This window comes from Massilia sp. UYP11, assembly GCF_050434805.1.
Classification (GTDB): Bacteria; Pseudomonadota; Gammaproteobacteria; order Burkholderiales; family Burkholderiaceae_D; genus Telluria.
This window is the reverse complement of record NZ_JBNDJE010000036.1, coordinates 1-15580: the sequence shown is the minus strand read 5'-3', so window position 1 is coordinate 15580 and position 15580 is coordinate 1. Positions and strand designations below refer to the sequence as shown.

The 15580-nt window shown below is 48.5% G+C and carries 10 protein-coding genes; 7 read left to right on the top strand and 3 right to left on the bottom strand.

Features of this window, described 5'->3' with window-relative positions; all coding sequences use genetic code 11:
* Nucleotides 1-58: 58 nt before the first annotated feature.
* The gene (locus ABIB38_RS23530) at nt 59-994 is read right to left on the bottom strand and encodes a hypothetical protein (RefSeq protein WP_429207161.1); all 936 of its coding nucleotides are present in this window, start codon (nt 992-994) and stop codon (nt 59-61) included.
* Nucleotides 995-1151: 157 nt separating this feature from the next.
* Here ABIB38_RS23530 and ABIB38_RS23525 point away from each other — a divergent pair, with 157 nt between their 5' ends.
* Entirely contained in the window at nt 1152-2180 is a 1029-nt protein-coding gene (locus tag ABIB38_RS23525; RefSeq protein ID WP_429207160.1) for a hypothetical protein, read from the top strand.
* A 638-nt stretch (nt 2181-2818) separates the two neighbouring features.
* On the opposite strand, the gene ABIB38_RS23520 is transcribed toward ABIB38_RS23525, so the two are convergent.
* A complete protein-coding gene (locus ABIB38_RS23520) occupies nt 2819-3385 on the bottom strand; it encodes a tyrosine-type recombinase/integrase (protein WP_429207165.1) in 567 nt (188 codons plus the stop codon).
* Between the two features lie 1071 nt (nt 3386-4456).
* On the opposite strand from ABIB38_RS23520, the gene ABIB38_RS23515 reads away from it, so the two are divergent.
* Nucleotides 4457-4900: a DUF6641 family protein gene (locus ABIB38_RS23515; protein WP_429207158.1), complete on the top strand. Its 444-nt coding sequence runs from the start codon at nt 4457-4459 to the stop codon at nt 4898-4900.
* A gap of 142 nt (nt 4901-5042) precedes the next feature.
* Here the strand turns inward: ABIB38_RS23515 and ABIB38_RS23510 are convergent, their stop codons facing one another.
* Entirely contained in the window at nt 5043-5480 is a 438-nt protein-coding gene (locus ABIB38_RS23510) for a very short patch repair endonuclease (RefSeq protein ID WP_429207163.1), read from the bottom strand.
* Nucleotides 5481-5575: 95 nt separating this feature from the next.
* On the opposite strand from ABIB38_RS23510, the gene ABIB38_RS23505 reads away from it, so the two are divergent.
* The 5 genes from ABIB38_RS23505 to ABIB38_RS23485 all read left to right on the top strand — a co-directional run bounded on the left by ABIB38_RS23505 (nt 5576) and on the right by ABIB38_RS23485 (nt 14529).
* A complete protein-coding gene (locus tag ABIB38_RS23505) occupies nt 5576-7108 on the top strand; it encodes a DNA cytosine methyltransferase (RefSeq protein ID WP_429207156.1) in 1533 nt (510 codons plus the stop codon).
* Nucleotides 7109-7359: 251 nt separating this feature from the next.
* Complete coding sequence (locus ABIB38_RS23500) at nt 7360-8838, top strand: ATP-binding protein (RefSeq protein ID WP_429207154.1); 1479 nt, start codon at nt 7360-7362, stop codon at nt 8836-8838.
* Nucleotides 8835-11498: a Z1 domain-containing protein gene (locus ABIB38_RS23495; RefSeq protein WP_429207153.1), complete on the top strand. Its 2664-nt coding sequence runs from the start codon at nt 8835-8837 to the stop codon at nt 11496-11498. Before ABIB38_RS23500 ends, ABIB38_RS23495 begins: the two co-directional genes overlap by 4 nt.
* Nucleotides 11488-12462 (top strand): PD-(D/E)XK motif protein, encoded by a 975-nt coding sequence (locus tag ABIB38_RS23490; protein ID WP_429207151.1) that lies wholly within the window; start codon nt 11488-11490, stop codon nt 12460-12462. The genes ABIB38_RS23495 and ABIB38_RS23490 overlap by 11 nt, the downstream gene beginning before the upstream one ends.
* The gene (locus ABIB38_RS23485) at nt 12463-14529 is read left to right on the top strand and encodes an AIPR family protein (RefSeq protein ID WP_429207149.1); all 2067 of its coding nucleotides are present in this window, start codon (nt 12463-12465) and stop codon (nt 14527-14529) included.
* The last annotated feature ends 1051 nt before the right edge of the window (nt 14530-15580 follow it).

The window sequence follows — 15580 nt, the reverse complement described above, 5'->3', positions numbered from 1 at the left end:
TGAAAATCACGCTACTGAGCGATGCTGGAGCGCGGACTCACGTTTCGCCTGGCTCTGCTCACGCCGAGAGCGGGTTATTCGAGGTGGCCTTAAGGCGAGCAAGCTCCGCCTTTATCCAGTTTCGGTAGGCAATGATGGTGGACCGTAGCTTATTGAAATCGAAAGCGATACTATCCACCTCGTCAGAACAAGGAAATCTTCCGCGCGCTGCGTTTTCCGAAAAGACAAGCGCACGCTTGAGGTGCCGACTTGTGACGATCACCATCAGATCACGCCTATTGTCTTTTGGTGCCTTCGCGCCCTCTTCCGTGATATACGCAGCCGCGATCCCTACTCGATTTCCTATCACATACAGGGGCTGCTTCGGCGCAGCCGCTCTGGCCCACGCAACCCGTCGCGCCTCATCGAGTGTCTGCCGACGAATTTTGTTCACTAGAAATTTGAACTGCCCAGAATCCGCATCCGGTCCCGCTTCATGCTCAGCCTCGTCCATCAGCTTCGACACTTCGCGCAAGATTGTCGCGCGATCAGCATGTAAGGGAACTGCAACCACAAGACTGCCCGGCTTCCCTTCCGCAAGTCGATCGGCAGAGAAGTACTGATCAAGGCAAGCTTGCGCCTCGTATAAGCTCTGCTGATTCGCCTCAGCACCGGGCTGTAGTGTTGCAAACCTATGAACTCTCGGCGGGCACCGCAGACCAAACTGATACTGGGCACGCTTCACCCACCAATTCCAGAAATCAGTCTGCCAAACGTCCCCAAAGGCCTCGTAAGTCTTTACCACGTCAAGAAAGTCGCGCGGAACGTGCCCGACATTTGCCAAATCCTGGACTCCCCCCGTTGCTACTTGGTGCGCGAGATGATAGCTGGGACTTATCTGTAAAAACCGAAAAAAGCTCTCGTGACGCCAGTCCTCCTGAACAGAAATCCCGTATTTCTGTTGGCTTAACAACATCAAACGAGCCAGTCGGTCGCTTTCTCGGTCTTTATTCATGTCTAAAAAACACTAACCAGAATCGTGGTCTGAATTGTAGTTAGAGATTATATCAGCTAGCGAACCTAAGATAGCACTGTCGTTGAGCAGCACACGCACAGAACGCTAGCGTGAACGACATTACGTAAACCAACCCAACGACATAAAGGATTTCATGATGACAACAACCACCAGAATCAATGCGTCTTATATTGACAATAACGCATCCATAGCTAAATTGAATCAGTTCAATAAATGGAATGTTATTAAATTCCGCGAAATGGATCAATCAGGTTCGATTGCTTCGAACGAAATCGCCCATATTGATGCGACGACCACGGTAGATGTCGATGCATTTTCTGAATCCAATAGCGGCATAAAATCCGCGCAGCAATCCGAACAACAAGCTCAACCGAAACACCAAACGAACCTAACCCAATCTACCACTTCAACGTTTACCCGCCCAGTTTTTGATAAAGAAAAAGTCCTCCCCTTTTTTCGAGAACAGCTTAGCGAAATTTATAGCTCAGGAAAAAACCTTGATGAGACAATAGACAAATATCACGGGAAGGTCCAAGAAAAAGCTATTAACGGGTTGGCAAAAATCCTCGGCGTTCGGCGAGCGTACTTTGACGACACGACACCAGAAGTAAGCAGCATACTTATGGATGAACTGTATGAGCAATGTAAAGCTAATGGCTTGAAAGGTCGCAACAAACAAACCACTGAGTTCCACCTACTCTCGAAGCTTTTTCGCCAGTCAGACCGGAGACAAGCCTCAGCCGACGCAAAGGTTCTTATCCGTGCACATAACGAAGACCAAACAGAGAAGACGTTCGGGGATTGGGTGAGAGAGCTTGGCGGTCTTAACAAAATCAAAACCGAAATCGATAATTTTGAGTGCGAGCAGGAACAAAAAAATTCAGAGCAACAGCGCGCTCAAAATAGGCACAAAGGCAACCTGAAGACCTTGTTTGATACTTCGCTGGCCGCGTCATGGACGCCCCTAACGTCTTTTCTCTTTGAGCATTCACCGGACGAATTGAAGGAATTGATTCCAAGCGAAGGTACCTGGCTACCAATTGCAATCGCTCGCAGGAATGGAAAAGTAACGTTCTATATACCGCAGAAAGATTCTTGCCCTACCGAGTTGCACCCTGATCTGCTCGAAGATAAATCCGTGGTGAATTCCGCTGTGACGAGCTAACCGGGCGACGGTCAGGAGCCGGCGGCAGAACAATAGAAAATGTTGGGTTGTCGGTTCAGACGACAACCCAATAGCCGCGCTTCCGACTACCTCAGCGACGCAGCGCGCCTTTGCACAGCACCCTACACCAATTCGGCAGCTAGCTATCCAAAATAAATATAGATGCAATCAAATGGAGAGAAACGGAATGAGATTTATTAGAGAATATCGGAGAACATGTAATGGCGAATACGTCTATGAATTCATGGTTAACGGAATTTGTACGGAGCCTGATCCCATTGCATTTAATTTGATTTCCACTATTGATGGACCCACTTGCATCGGAGAAACACATTTTCTCGAATTATGGAAGTATGGAAGTATGCAGATAATTGCGAAATGGAGATAAAAGTTACAACCGAATTCGAGTATCGGCAAATGGTGCGTTCGCCGAAAGGAATTTTCGTTTTCGTAATTTCAGAAGTTGTCGCGTCCGACGCCGCGATATTTACCCTGAAATTTGGCGACTACATTATTCAGAGCCACTAGAAACCCAAGTGCAATCGCGACCATTTTCACGTCATTCGCTTGGAAATTTTGACGGCGCGTCCGAAGCGAGCATAGAAACTGTGAAGTGTCGGTTAAAGTGACACTCGCAGTTAGACTAAATCGACAGCAGCACGTTGCATTTCGTCGTTAACGTCAATATACACCTGGGTGGTCGATATGTTCCGGTGCCCAGCCAATGCCATCAGCACGCGCACCCCGACGCCCTTATTAGCAAGATTGGTAATGAACGTGCGCCGTCCGGAATGACTGCTGGCTCCATCAATATTGGCTTGTTTGTACAGCCAATGGAAGTGTTGGCACATTGTGTTCGCCGTGAAACCAAGCCGCTTCTGGGTGTAAAACAGTGGCTTCTCTGGTGTTGGATTCTTCAGCGTGGCGATGTACACGGTCAGCTCCTTGCGAAGACGCTCCCCAACAAATACCGTGCGCGCATGGCGTCCCTTCGTTTGTTCAGGCAACAATCGAATTTCCGACTTGATCGACCCATCAGTTGCAAGCACGTCGCCAATCAACAGCGCAGCTACCTCCCCTACTCGCAAACCTGCCCAATGTGTAATCAGCAACATCGCCCTGTTACGTGCAGCATGCTTACCGATGGCGATGTGCGCAAGCACGCGCTTCAACTCTTTTTCCGATAAGGTTTTTGCTTGCGCCATCATCAACTCCTGAAAATATAAGAAAACCACGGAGCGGAGGATGCATTCTTTGGTTTGGGAAATCAACGCAAGACTAATCGGGAGAAGAATCTAGAAGATTCAGGGACTTAGCCAATAAACAAAGATAATTGCTATTTCCTTTGGTTCCTGTATCCTCACATGGAGCTAAATATAGTTACAAGAGCAAGATTACAATCAGCCACAAACCACCGATCTCCACAAGGCTCACACGTTAGAAAAGCCGGCTGCCCTTAGATAAGGCACTGATACTGATAACGCAATAGCGCCACAGTCGCAACGACTGAAAGCTGCCAGGACAACTTAGCGGTACTGGGACCACAGCAGCAACGACCACTCACGTAAAAACCGGGTGCATAGACTAAGCGGAGCCAACAGCGAGGCATACGATAAGCGAGGGTGTTGCATGATGCGGAAAATGATCTTAACCACAGCGAGGGTTAAGAATAATCTTGAGTAAATTTTTTTCCTGCTAAACCACGTCATATGCAATACGCAGAAACAAGCAAGCCATCTGTCGCGAAGCAAAGACGGTATGCGCTGTTGATGCTCTGGTGCTTCAAGCAACAGATGTTTGTCCTGAACATATGCGCATTCAAATTCCAGTACCCATTGAATTGGGTAGCCACTTCTCTGACTAAATTCGTTAGTCATCTTTGCCGACTTCGTCTTTTTGCCTATCGGCACCTTGCCTCTTCGCTATTCGCTCCGATGCAAGGGAATGCTGACGCTGGTCTTCGCTGCTCGCTCAGCCCTTCGCGTTGCATTCAGATATGAAGAAAGATATCTGAATCAGAAGTGAATTTACCCAGATATAGAGTATAAGAAATGACCGCGAAATTTGGCGGTCGTGCGAGGTCACTGCGATACGGCGTGACTTTTTGTCTTATGACAAAATTGCGCAAGCAAACCGATATATCGCAGGTAGGGCACCGTATGTCACAGGGCGAAAACACCACTAAACATGAGCAATTCGAAAGCTATGAAAAATAGTTGATTAGGTGATAACGCGACTGCATCATTGGTGTACTAATTAACTGATGAGGCAAACAAATGAACACACTGACTTCGCTGAAACTGGTATCTGCAAAACGTCCTTCTGATATCCCTCCTGTTGTTAAACGTCGTAATCGTCTGATTGCGAAAATTTGGGAACAAACAGAGCTGGCGAAGGGCGCACAGGAAGGTAAGACTTATGCGCCCATGCACACCCGGAAAGTGAAAGACCGCGAGACTGGCGACGTGCGCCGCGTGGAGGCTCCTAAACGTATCAAGGCATGGTGGTTTACCGCAGACAGCGGCAAGGTCTGCCTGATCGTAAAGTATGGGGCGAAGGTTCTTGAGCTTGCGAAGGGCAAGAGCGCAATCGAAGTCGGCACCATGGCCGAACTGATCCCTACGCTCGATATGCTCAAGGCGGCAGTAGCCGCCGGTGAGTTGGACTCCCAGATTGACACTGCAAGCGGCTGCTTGCGCGCCAGCTTCGCCAATAAGTGAAATTCAGTACTTACGTAACGGACGACTAGGTATGTCACTGGGTAGAGCAACACTACACTACCTACATGCTGATGCGTTTCGACTCAACGGCAACCCGTGTATGTTAGTTCCGCCTGATGACGGCTGAACCGAGGCTCGCCCTTCATGTTGAGCGCTTGCTCAACCCTACAGCAGGCTCGGGCCAACTGATGAAGTCCAGAGAGGCGTCCCTGACTGCCTCTGGAAGCCGTTCTAAGGACTGGCCCGCCTGGCCTTTTGTCAAGCCGCACTCCCATATTAAGAATACCCGCCACCCGCCTTGACGCAACGCTGTAATATGCTGAGCGTCTCGTGCCAGGGTCCCTGCAAATTTCGCCTGCCACTCCTCACGCCGCTCGTCTGGAGTCGTGGCAAAACGGCATCCGGCATGTTGATGCCAGAAACAGCCGTGTACAAAAATCACTAAGTTGTACTTTGCCAACACTAAATCGGGTGAACCTGGTAAGCTGCGAACGTGGATTCTGTAGCGAAAGCCCTTCCCATGTAAGAACCGTCTGAGCAACAATTCCGGCTTAGTGTTTTTAGCTTTATTTGCCGCCATCATTCGTGATCGTACCAATTTATCTACAATATCTATCATTTGTTCCCAATTTGCTTCAACAGGCCACTCGGTGAGTGCGCCTAACTGTATTCGTGATGACTATACCAATTATTGATTTATTTGCAGGACCTGGCGGCCTAGGTGAGGGCTTCTCATCTCTAGACGACGGTCGGGCTTTCAAGATTATCGTATCAGCTGAGATGGAAACCTCCGCTCATAAGACCCTGTCGCTCCGCAGCTACTTTCGGCGTGTAAGGCACAACCCACGCGATGCCCGTCGCTACTATCGCTTTTGCAATGGCGATGCGCCTTCCCCATACGACAGCGTGACGGAGGCTGCTTGGGAGGAGGCGCAACGTGAGGCCCGCCAGTTCGAGCTTGGCAAGCCGTCAGACAATGATGAGCTAGACGCCATACTAGACAGTCTCCTAAGTGCAGACGAAGAATGTGTTCTCATCGGTGGCCCACCTTGTCAAGCGTATTCGCTGGTAGGCCGTTCACGAAATCTCGGCAAGGCTGGCTACAAGGCCGAAGAAGATCATCGTCACTTCCTCTACAAAGAGTACCTGAGAATCATCCGAAGCCGTCGCCCCGCTGTTTTCGTGATGGAAAACGTTAAAGGAATTCTTTCCGCAAAAGTTGATGGTGAAAAAATCTTTCATCACATCCTCAAGGACCTATGTGATCCAGGAGCAGCGCTTGGGGAGGCGCCATCAAACTTCGGATATAAAATCTGTTCGTTAGTGACTGATACGACGTTCGAAAAGGGAATGGACGTAAGCTCGATTGACCCAAGGGACTTCATAATCAAAGCAGAAGAGCACGGGCTGCCCCAAGCTAGGCATAGGGTAATCCTTTTAGGAATTCGATCCGACATCAATGTGCGGGCAGGTCGACTTAGCAAGAATGTCCCATCTCACCTTGTGGAAGACGTGCTAAGTGGCCTTCCAGCCCTCAGGAGTAGTCTAACCCGCGAACAAGACTCAAGCTCCGTATGGGCAAATACTGTGATCGATCATCTCCGCTCACTGGCGGCTGAAGCAAACGCAAAGGGTGACGCAGACTTAAGTTGTGCGCTGCTGTCGTCTGCGTTTGGAGTTAAATATAACTTAGAAACCGGCAGCAATCGATTTTCTGGTGCCGGCGACAGCGTCTTACCGCTTGAACTCAGGGAGTGGTATTTGGACCCGAATCTGAATAAATGGCTAAATCATGAGGCACGTGCCCATATGACAGGCGATCTTCGAAGATACGCATACGCCGCAACGTTTGCAGAGCTGCGAGGCTTTTCACCAAAAGGGCATCAACAGTTTGACCTATCTGGCTTGCGCCCCGATCACGATAACTGGGAAACAGGCAAGTTCGCTGACAGGTTCAAGGTACAACGATATGGGGCCCACTCTACAACTATCACTAGCCATATCGCTAAAGACGGTCACTATTTTATCCACCCCGATGCGACGCAATGCCGTAGCTTGACTGTTCGCGAGGCCGCCCGGTTGCAAACTTTTCCTGACAACTACTTCTTTATGGGCAACCGAACTGAGCAGTTTCATCAGGTCGGAAATGCCGTCCCCCCACTACTAGCGAATCGAATAGCCAGCTTAGTGAAGAACGTCCTTGTCTGACTGTCCTCCACTTACCGAGCGGCTCACTCTGGCAACCTGCCGCAGAGCCGCTCGACCATACGATGCAACACAAGTAGATCCAGCTCTGCCGCTCCGGCCGCTCTACAAGTCACCCATTCAAATCGCTCACCGTGACATGTAAGTGATGCTGCCGGACAGGCTGCATGCCGGGTATAATTGCTTGGTAACACTATTGGGGCCGAATCCCCAAACAGTCATCGAAGTGCACAGTCAACAAGGAGCGGCAACAAATGGCTCGCGATCATCACCTCCCACCGAGCGCTGCCTGCCTCTCCGCGTCCATGCGAGACCTAGGGTACTCGCTCGAAACAGCTGTCGCCGACTTGGTCGACAATAGCATTTCTGCTAACGCAACCGATATTTCCATAGTCTGCGACGTTACAGGAGCTTCGCCAACACTCGCGGTTGTAGACAACGGTTGGGGTATGAACGAAGACGAGATCGTGGACGCAATGCGACATGGCACCGCAAATCCGAAACAGAAACGATCACCACGCGACTTGGGCAGATTTGGTCTCGGTCTAAAAACTGCTTCGTTCTCACAGTGCCGTTCCTTAACCGTAATCAGTGCGAAGAACGCGTGCCTCAGCGGCGCCACGTGGAGCTTGGATAAAATCGATGCTCGAGATGACTGGATTCTTTCCATCCTCGACGATACAGAAACATCAGATTTTCCTCAAAGTAGAATGCTATCGGGGGATGGGACTGTAATAATCTGGGCAGAATTAGATCGCATGCTTGAAGATCAAATTGGCGGTCGCCGTGACGAAATAGTCAACGAAAAACTCGACGTACTAGAAAAGCATCTTTCACTAGTATTTCATCGATATCTATCCGGTGAACTAAAAGGCCGAAAGAAGATCTCCATTTCCATTAACGGCCATTCAATACAGCCTTTCGACCCATTTTGTCGGAATAACGCTGCAACTCAAATTTTGCCCCAAGAAGTAGTTTATATCGGAGAAGTTGCGGTTCAATTGCAGCCATATATTCTTCCCCACCACAGCCGGCTATCAACACGCGAATACGACTTCTATCAAAACCGAAGTGATTTTATCTCCAACCAGGGCGCCTATATCTATCGAAACGGCCGCCTGATGGCTTGGGGAGATTGGTTCAGATTGATACCTAAGGGAGAGTCGACCAAACTGGCTCGGGTGCAAATAGACTTCCCAAACAGCCTTGACGAATCATGGACCATCGATATAAAGAAGTCGCGTGCACGCCCTCCCCATCCTGTCCGCGAACGACTACGCCAAATAATTTCCCAAGTATCTACCCGGAGCACGAGAGTACATCGCGGTAGAGGGCAGAAGCTCTTTGAAGAAAATACTGCACCGATTTGGGAACGCTACGCGGACCACGGCTATGTCCGCTACGTAGTTAACTCTGAGCATCCTGTTCTACAGGGTCTAGGCGAGCGCCTAGACAGCGACGGAAAACAACAGTTGAGGCTTCTTATGGAAATGGTAGCAACGGCCTTGCCGATTGAGATGATTTATTCTGACTACTCAACTAACCCTCGCGAAATAAGGCAGCTCCTACCTGACGATAATCTATTCATGGACAGGCTGTTAGCTCTAAGGCAAGTGATTACTGGCAGTACCGCAGCGGACAAGCGAACATTCCGTGAAATTTTGAAATCCACGAAACTTTTCGAGAACAATATGGAACTGGCAGAACAATTCATTCGCGAGAGCTTTGCATGAATACGATAAACCATATGGAGATGGACAAAGGCTTTGTGAGTTCGCTGATCGCTGCGCTTCTCCGAAAGTCAGATCCGCCCACGAAAGAAGAAGTCGAGGCCAAAGCAAAGCAATTAGCAGTCGTATTCGATTATGAAGGCGACTTGCGGAGCGCTATCGAAGAAGCAATGGTAGCGATAGACACACGTATGGGCGCAGGAGTGTCGCTAGTTAATATCGAAGCGAATCATGACGACGAGTGGGTCTATAAACGCACAGAAATTGAATGGACGTATTCCGACGCATATGAAAAATATCTTATTTCGGAAAAATGGCAACCGACGCTTGTCCGCTCTTTGAGCGACGTTGGCCTGAAGATACTTTCGCATCTTCAAGACCCAACGAGCGATGGATCTTGGAATCGTAGAGGTCTAGTGATCGGCCACGTCCAATCAGGTAAGACAGCGAACTACATGGGTGTTATTGGGAAGGCTGCTGATGCCGGATACAAATTCATTATTGTAATTGCAGGCATTCACAATAACCTCCGAAAGCAAACGCAAGAAAGAGTCGATGAAGGCTTTATCGGCAGGTCTAGCGACCCTGAAAACCGGGTTCCGATCGGAGTAGGGACATATGGAAAATTTCCGCATCCAGCAACCCTTACCAACATAAACGAGGACTTCAACAAGAATACAGCCGCAAAAAGCGGCTGGAAAATTAATGATTTTAGCAAACCAATAATATTGGTAATCAAGAAAAATGTCACGACGCTTGACGCACTGCATAAGTGGTTAAAAGAATTGAACGCGAAAGGTGATGGCCGAATATCAGACGTACCAATGCTCCTCATCGACGATGAAGCTGATAACGCCTCCATTAATACGAATAAGGAAGACGTCAGTCCGACACGTACGAATTCCATGATACGACGCATCCTCGGCCTGTTCGAAAAGTCGTGCTATGTCGGATACACCGCCACCCCATTCGCGAACATCTTCATTAACCCTGAAGCCTACGATGAAGACGTTCGAGAAGAGCTCTTCCCTAGAGATTTCATCTACTCGCTTGACGCGCCAAACACTTACTTCGGGCCTGAAAAAGTATTCTTGGAAGAAAAGTCAAGTGCGAGAATTCTCTGCCCGATAAATGATTGCGAGAAATACCTTCCTTTTTCACATAAAAAGGACGACGCTCTGCTAGAGCTTCCCCCAAGCCTCTACGCCGCCTTCGATCAATTCATAGTAGCGCGGGCGATCCGAAATCTGCGTGGGCAGGAAAAAAAACACTGCTCCATGCTGATTAACATATCGCGTTTTATGGCGACACAAAAGGTCGTTAGGGATTTTGTAAGCTTGCGCGAGAAAAGAATTCGCGAGGCCGTCAAGGCTAACTATATGATGCCCGAGGAGGTGTCGAACAAAAACGAATACATGACCGGGCTTAAAAGCGCATTCGATAAGGAATTCTCAGACTGCGGCTTTGAATGGCACACTGTAAAGAAAGCGCTGAACAGCGTATTTGATCACCTCCGCATATACGTCATAAACAGTAAAAGCGACGAGGTGCTTGATTACAAAAAATATGAAAGAGATGGCATCGGTCTTACAGCGGTTGCCATTGGCGGGCTCAGCCTTTCCCGAGGCCTAACGATTGAGGGCCTCACCATAAGCTACATGTATCGAAATACAAAGATGTACGATACTCTCATGCAAATGGGCCGATGGTTTGGGTACCGTCTTGGATTTGAAGATCTTTGCCGAGTGCATTTACCGCAGGAATCTATTGATTGGTATTCATACATTGCGAACGCATCCGATGAGCTGAGGCTGCAAATCACGCGAATGCGCCGGGATAAGATGAGCCCGAAAGATTTCGGTCTTTATGTTCAGGCTCATCCGGATAGCCTCCTGATCACTGCGGCCAATAAAATGCGTAGTGGCAAAAAAATTATAGTAAAACAAAATCTTACTGGGAAGCTTGTCGAGAGTACGCTTCTGCCAACTAAGTCGCCAGTTAACCAATTCAATGATGAGCTTATTGAAGAGTTTTGGCGGCGAGGCTTCGGCGGCAAAGTTGTTGCAACGGATAAAGGTTGGTTTATTCAAGACGTCGCCACGTCAGAAATTGAAAAATTTATTACTCGTTTCAAAGTTCACAAGGGTTTCGAACTACAAAAGGCATTGTTGCTTCAGTACCTTGCCGCAATTACTGACAGATTTGGTTTAAGTGATGTCTTGCTGATTTCGATTGGTGACACGACCTCGGCCGCAAGCACCTATAGGCTCGGAACGCAGCAACGGAAATTTGAGAATTTCACGACGGATAGCTGGCGTTTAAATGGCTACAGGGTTGCAAGTCGAGGGGACGAAGCACTTGGCTTGGGCGAGACTGAGCTCGCACAAGCCGTAAATGAGGCGTCGAAAGATACGAGTAACACAAGCGCAAACCCTGCAGATTATCATTTCCGCATTGCTAGGAACAAACCATTGCTGATGTTGCACGCTCTCTGTCCCAAGGGGAACGAGTCAATTGATCAGCGTATTCCAGCGTTTGGCGTAAGCTTCCCTGGCGGTCTTTTTGGCACTGAAGTTGAGATCGTAGCCAATAAGGTATGGCTGGAACAAATGGCTGGATCGCTCAACGACGACCCAGATGATGAAGACGACTATGACGAGTAGCGAAACGCCATGGGACGATATTGGCAGCCCCAAAGCAGACTTTAATGTGCGGAAAGTAGCTGGAACAGCCGCCATTCCTATTTTTTGGGGTAAGAACGTGCAGGGTAACTGCCTTCTAATTATCGAGCTAGATGGGGATCACAGCACACAGTTTCGTAATGACGTGATAACTCTGCATGGAATTACCGTGGACCTCCGAAATGGTGAGGTTCCATTCAAACAGCGTCTTATTCTAACGTTAGAGAAGCACGTAGATCGAGACTTGTTCTTCGGGCTTTGCAAGACACTCATCGCCAGTCTTGTTCCGGTCTCCGATGCCTCCGTTGCGCTATCAGTCGTCCTTGTTCATATTAAGCGCTGGAAAGCGTTTCTCGCTGGGCGGAAACTAAGGCTATTGTCGGCTGAAGAGATACAAGGCTTGTTTGCAGAGCTTCAGTTCCTGCGTTCACTCTATACCCGGCGCCTATCAGAAATTGCGGCGTTGGACGCTTGGTGCGGAATTGACAGTGTTCATCAAGACTTTATTTTTGGTGATACCGCTGTTGAGATAAAGTCAGTTAGTGGGAGGGAACGCAACAGCGTAAGGATTTCGTCTGAAGATCAGCTTGAGACACTGTCCAGCAATCTTTTTTTGATGATATATAAACTCAGCGACATGCCTGATTCCGATCATGCAAACTCTTTGAACGACATAATCCGGATAATTGAGTTGGAGTTAACAGACGATAAAGCGCTTGAAGCATTTTCAGAAAAACTATCTTCCTTTGGCTACATTCCACTGCCTGAATATGACACCCCCAGATTTGTCGTGAGCAACTCTCAGTGTTATCAAGTGTTGGAAGGCTTTCCGAAGCTTGTGCGATCTGGCCTACCCCAAGGTATCACCCGGCTTTCTTATGAAATTAAACTTGAATCTATTAAGGCGTACATGTGTTCAGATTCGCTGATCTTGGAGAGGTCATAAGTGGAGATTTCAAAAGAGGAATTTTTCGAGGAATTTCGCCGAGAAATATTGATTGATGCTGAAGCAAAGAGCACTTTCCAACTTGCAGCTTTCATGGACGCCGTTACATCGGAGTTTATTGAAACTGGATTTGTAGACGGTTTTGAGTTTTGCCACTATCGAGCCCAGCGTGGAATGCGTGTAGACGGCTATTGGTTCAACGACGAAGGAACTCTCGATCTGTTCGTAGCGGATTTCGACTGTCGAAACGAACTGCAGACCCTTACAAAGACCGACTTAGAGGCTGCATTTAAACGTGTAGCCAATTTCTTTGAAGCTAGCGTGAATAAGAACCTAGCGAGCGAGCTTGAAGTCACGTCACCAGAATACGGCCTAGCTAGGCAAATCGTTGATCGAAAAGATTTAATTCGCAAAATCAATGTGATACTTGTTTCCGAGCGGACGATTAGCGACAAGGTTCAAGATTTGCCCGACGGCGAAACGACAGGCATCTTGACAAGTTTTCATATATGGGACATCTCGCGCCTCTACCGGCAACGAACCTCTCGCGGACATAAAGAAGCTCTGAATTTAGATTTCATCGAAATGTTCGGTGCCGGCATTTCTTGTTTGCCCGCTCATTTAGGATTGAACGCTTACCAGTCTTACCTGATCGTTATGCCAGCAGAAATTCTTTCCGATTTATACGAAAGATTTGGGGCACGGCTTCTCGAACAGAATGTAAGGACATTTCTCCAGGCACGAGGCTCCGTTAATCAAGGCATACGAAGTACGATATTGAACGAGCCAAGCATGTTTTTTGCGTACAACAACGGTATTACTGCCACTGCCCAAAGTGTCGAGACGATTAGCGCAGATACGGGGATGCAGATCAAAAGAATTGTTGATCTTCAGATTGTGAACGGTGGGCAAACGACTGCATCGCTTTTCCATACACGCCGCCGGGATAAGGCTGCGCTTGGTCAAATTTTTGTTCAGATGAAATTGTCTGTTATCGACAGTAATGACAGCGAAATTATAGTGCCCAAGATTTCGGAATATGCCAATACCCAGAACAAGGTTAATGCTGCCGACTTCTTCTCGAATCATCCCTTTCACATACGAATCGAGGAATACTCGAGGCGCATATGGGCCCCAGCGCTGCCAGGCGCAATTCGGGAAACGAAATGGTTTTATGAGCGTGCTAGAGGACAGTATGCCGATGCGCAAAACAACCTTACTGCGGCCGATCAAAAACGTTTTAAGACGGCACATCCAAAATTTCAGATGTTCACCAAAACCGATTTAGCAAAATTCGAGAACGTGTGGGACGAGCATCCGAAATGGGTCAATCTCGGCGCACAAAAGAATTTTGCGAAGTATGCGCAGAGGATTGGCAAGGAATGGGAAAAATCTTCGGACGACTTTAATGAGTTTTACTATAGACGTGCCATTGCGCGGGGGTTGATATTCCGCGCAACCGAGAAACTAGTTTCTGAACAGCCTTGGTATAACGGGGGTTATCGCGCAAACGTTGTTGCTTACTCGATTGCCGTGCTGAGCGAGATTAGCAGGCGTCGAGATAGCGCATTGGACTTTCTGCGCATTTGGAATAATCAAGGGATTAATAAGGTTTTGGAAAGTACCTTGGGCGCAATCTCGAAGGTTGTGAACGATGACATCACACAACCTACAGCTGGCGTATCCAATATATCAGAGTGGTGCAAAAAGGACGCTTGCTGGTCAAGAATTCAGACGCGGATTCCTGAAATTGAAGCGAGCCTGCCAGCTGAGTTCTGGGGGGAACTCATCTCTGCAGATGAGGTCGCCGTTGACGCTCAATCGGCAAAAAGAACCCAAAAGATTGATAACGGCATTGATGCTCAGAAGCAGGTACTTAATATTCCTGCGTTGCAATGGGCGCATCTATCCAGTGTACTTTCAAGAAAGCAGCTTGTGACCCCCAAAGAGGCAGGCGTTCTTAGCATTGCGACGCAAATTCCGAAGAAGATTCCTACGGAAAAACAGAGCTTGGTCTTGTTAGAGATATTAAGTAAGGCACGTGCAGAAGGAATTGAAGTCGCGTGATTCGCGTTGTTCAGTGTCTAGCACGGACTCGCAATATGGTTGAATGCCCGCTCCTTTTATTCGTATGAGCTTTGGCTTGATTTTTGTTTGAAAGGGGCTTAGTCTGCGGACCTCACTAAAGGAAATGCCTAACTAAGCAGAGGAGATATGGACACGAATTATGTCTTACGAGCGTCAGATGGAAGACTGGTAACGAACGATACTAGGACAGGAGCCTCGTTAACCCGAAATGCAGCTCTTTGCTACGTCTGGAGATCTCACGATCGGGCTGAAATTGAACGTACGGTGTACCAAGCGATTTTAGGGACAAGCCTATCGGTAGAGGTTCTTGCACCGACGTCTTTTCTTCGCTAGTCACGTCGCCGCGGCCGAGTTGCGAAATTGCATTAGGTTTCGACTAAATACCACTTTAGGAGAAGACCTTATGGCAGATCGATATCGAACCGGCAGCGATCATAAAAAAGTAAAAGTACCCTCTGGCTACACGTCTCGTGAGGGACGCGATGGACGCGTGGTGGCGGTTCCGCCTGGTGGCACATCGAGGGAAGGAAGCGACGGTCGAGTTGTGGCGATCAAGCATGGCGGTACCTCTCGGGAGGGTCGGGATGGACGCGTCGTGTGCGTTCCGAAGGGCGCAACTTCACGTGAAGGCCGAGATGGCCGAGTTGTCGCCATACCGCACGGACGAAGGGCCGCAGAGGGAAAAGACGGTCGGGTAAAGTTACTTCCCAAGTAAATTGTCCTAGCGCTTAGATTTTATCAGAGACGCACGGATTCCTTCGCCGTTGAGTAGTAGTCAACGAGTGTCGCTTGAAGCGACATTTCAGGTATGTGCGTTCAGTTCATAATAAGAGCAACGCTAGGTTCGACAAGGCAATCTTCCTGTTCACCTCGGACAGCACTCACGATAGCTGATGTGGAGCTTCTAACCTTCGCCTTGTTCGGCTAGGATTGACTGAATCGCCACGACTATCGTAGACACTCCTGAGCCATAATATCGGGCACAAGGAGAAGATATGAGCGGTAAGCGGTACACAGAGGAATTCAAGAT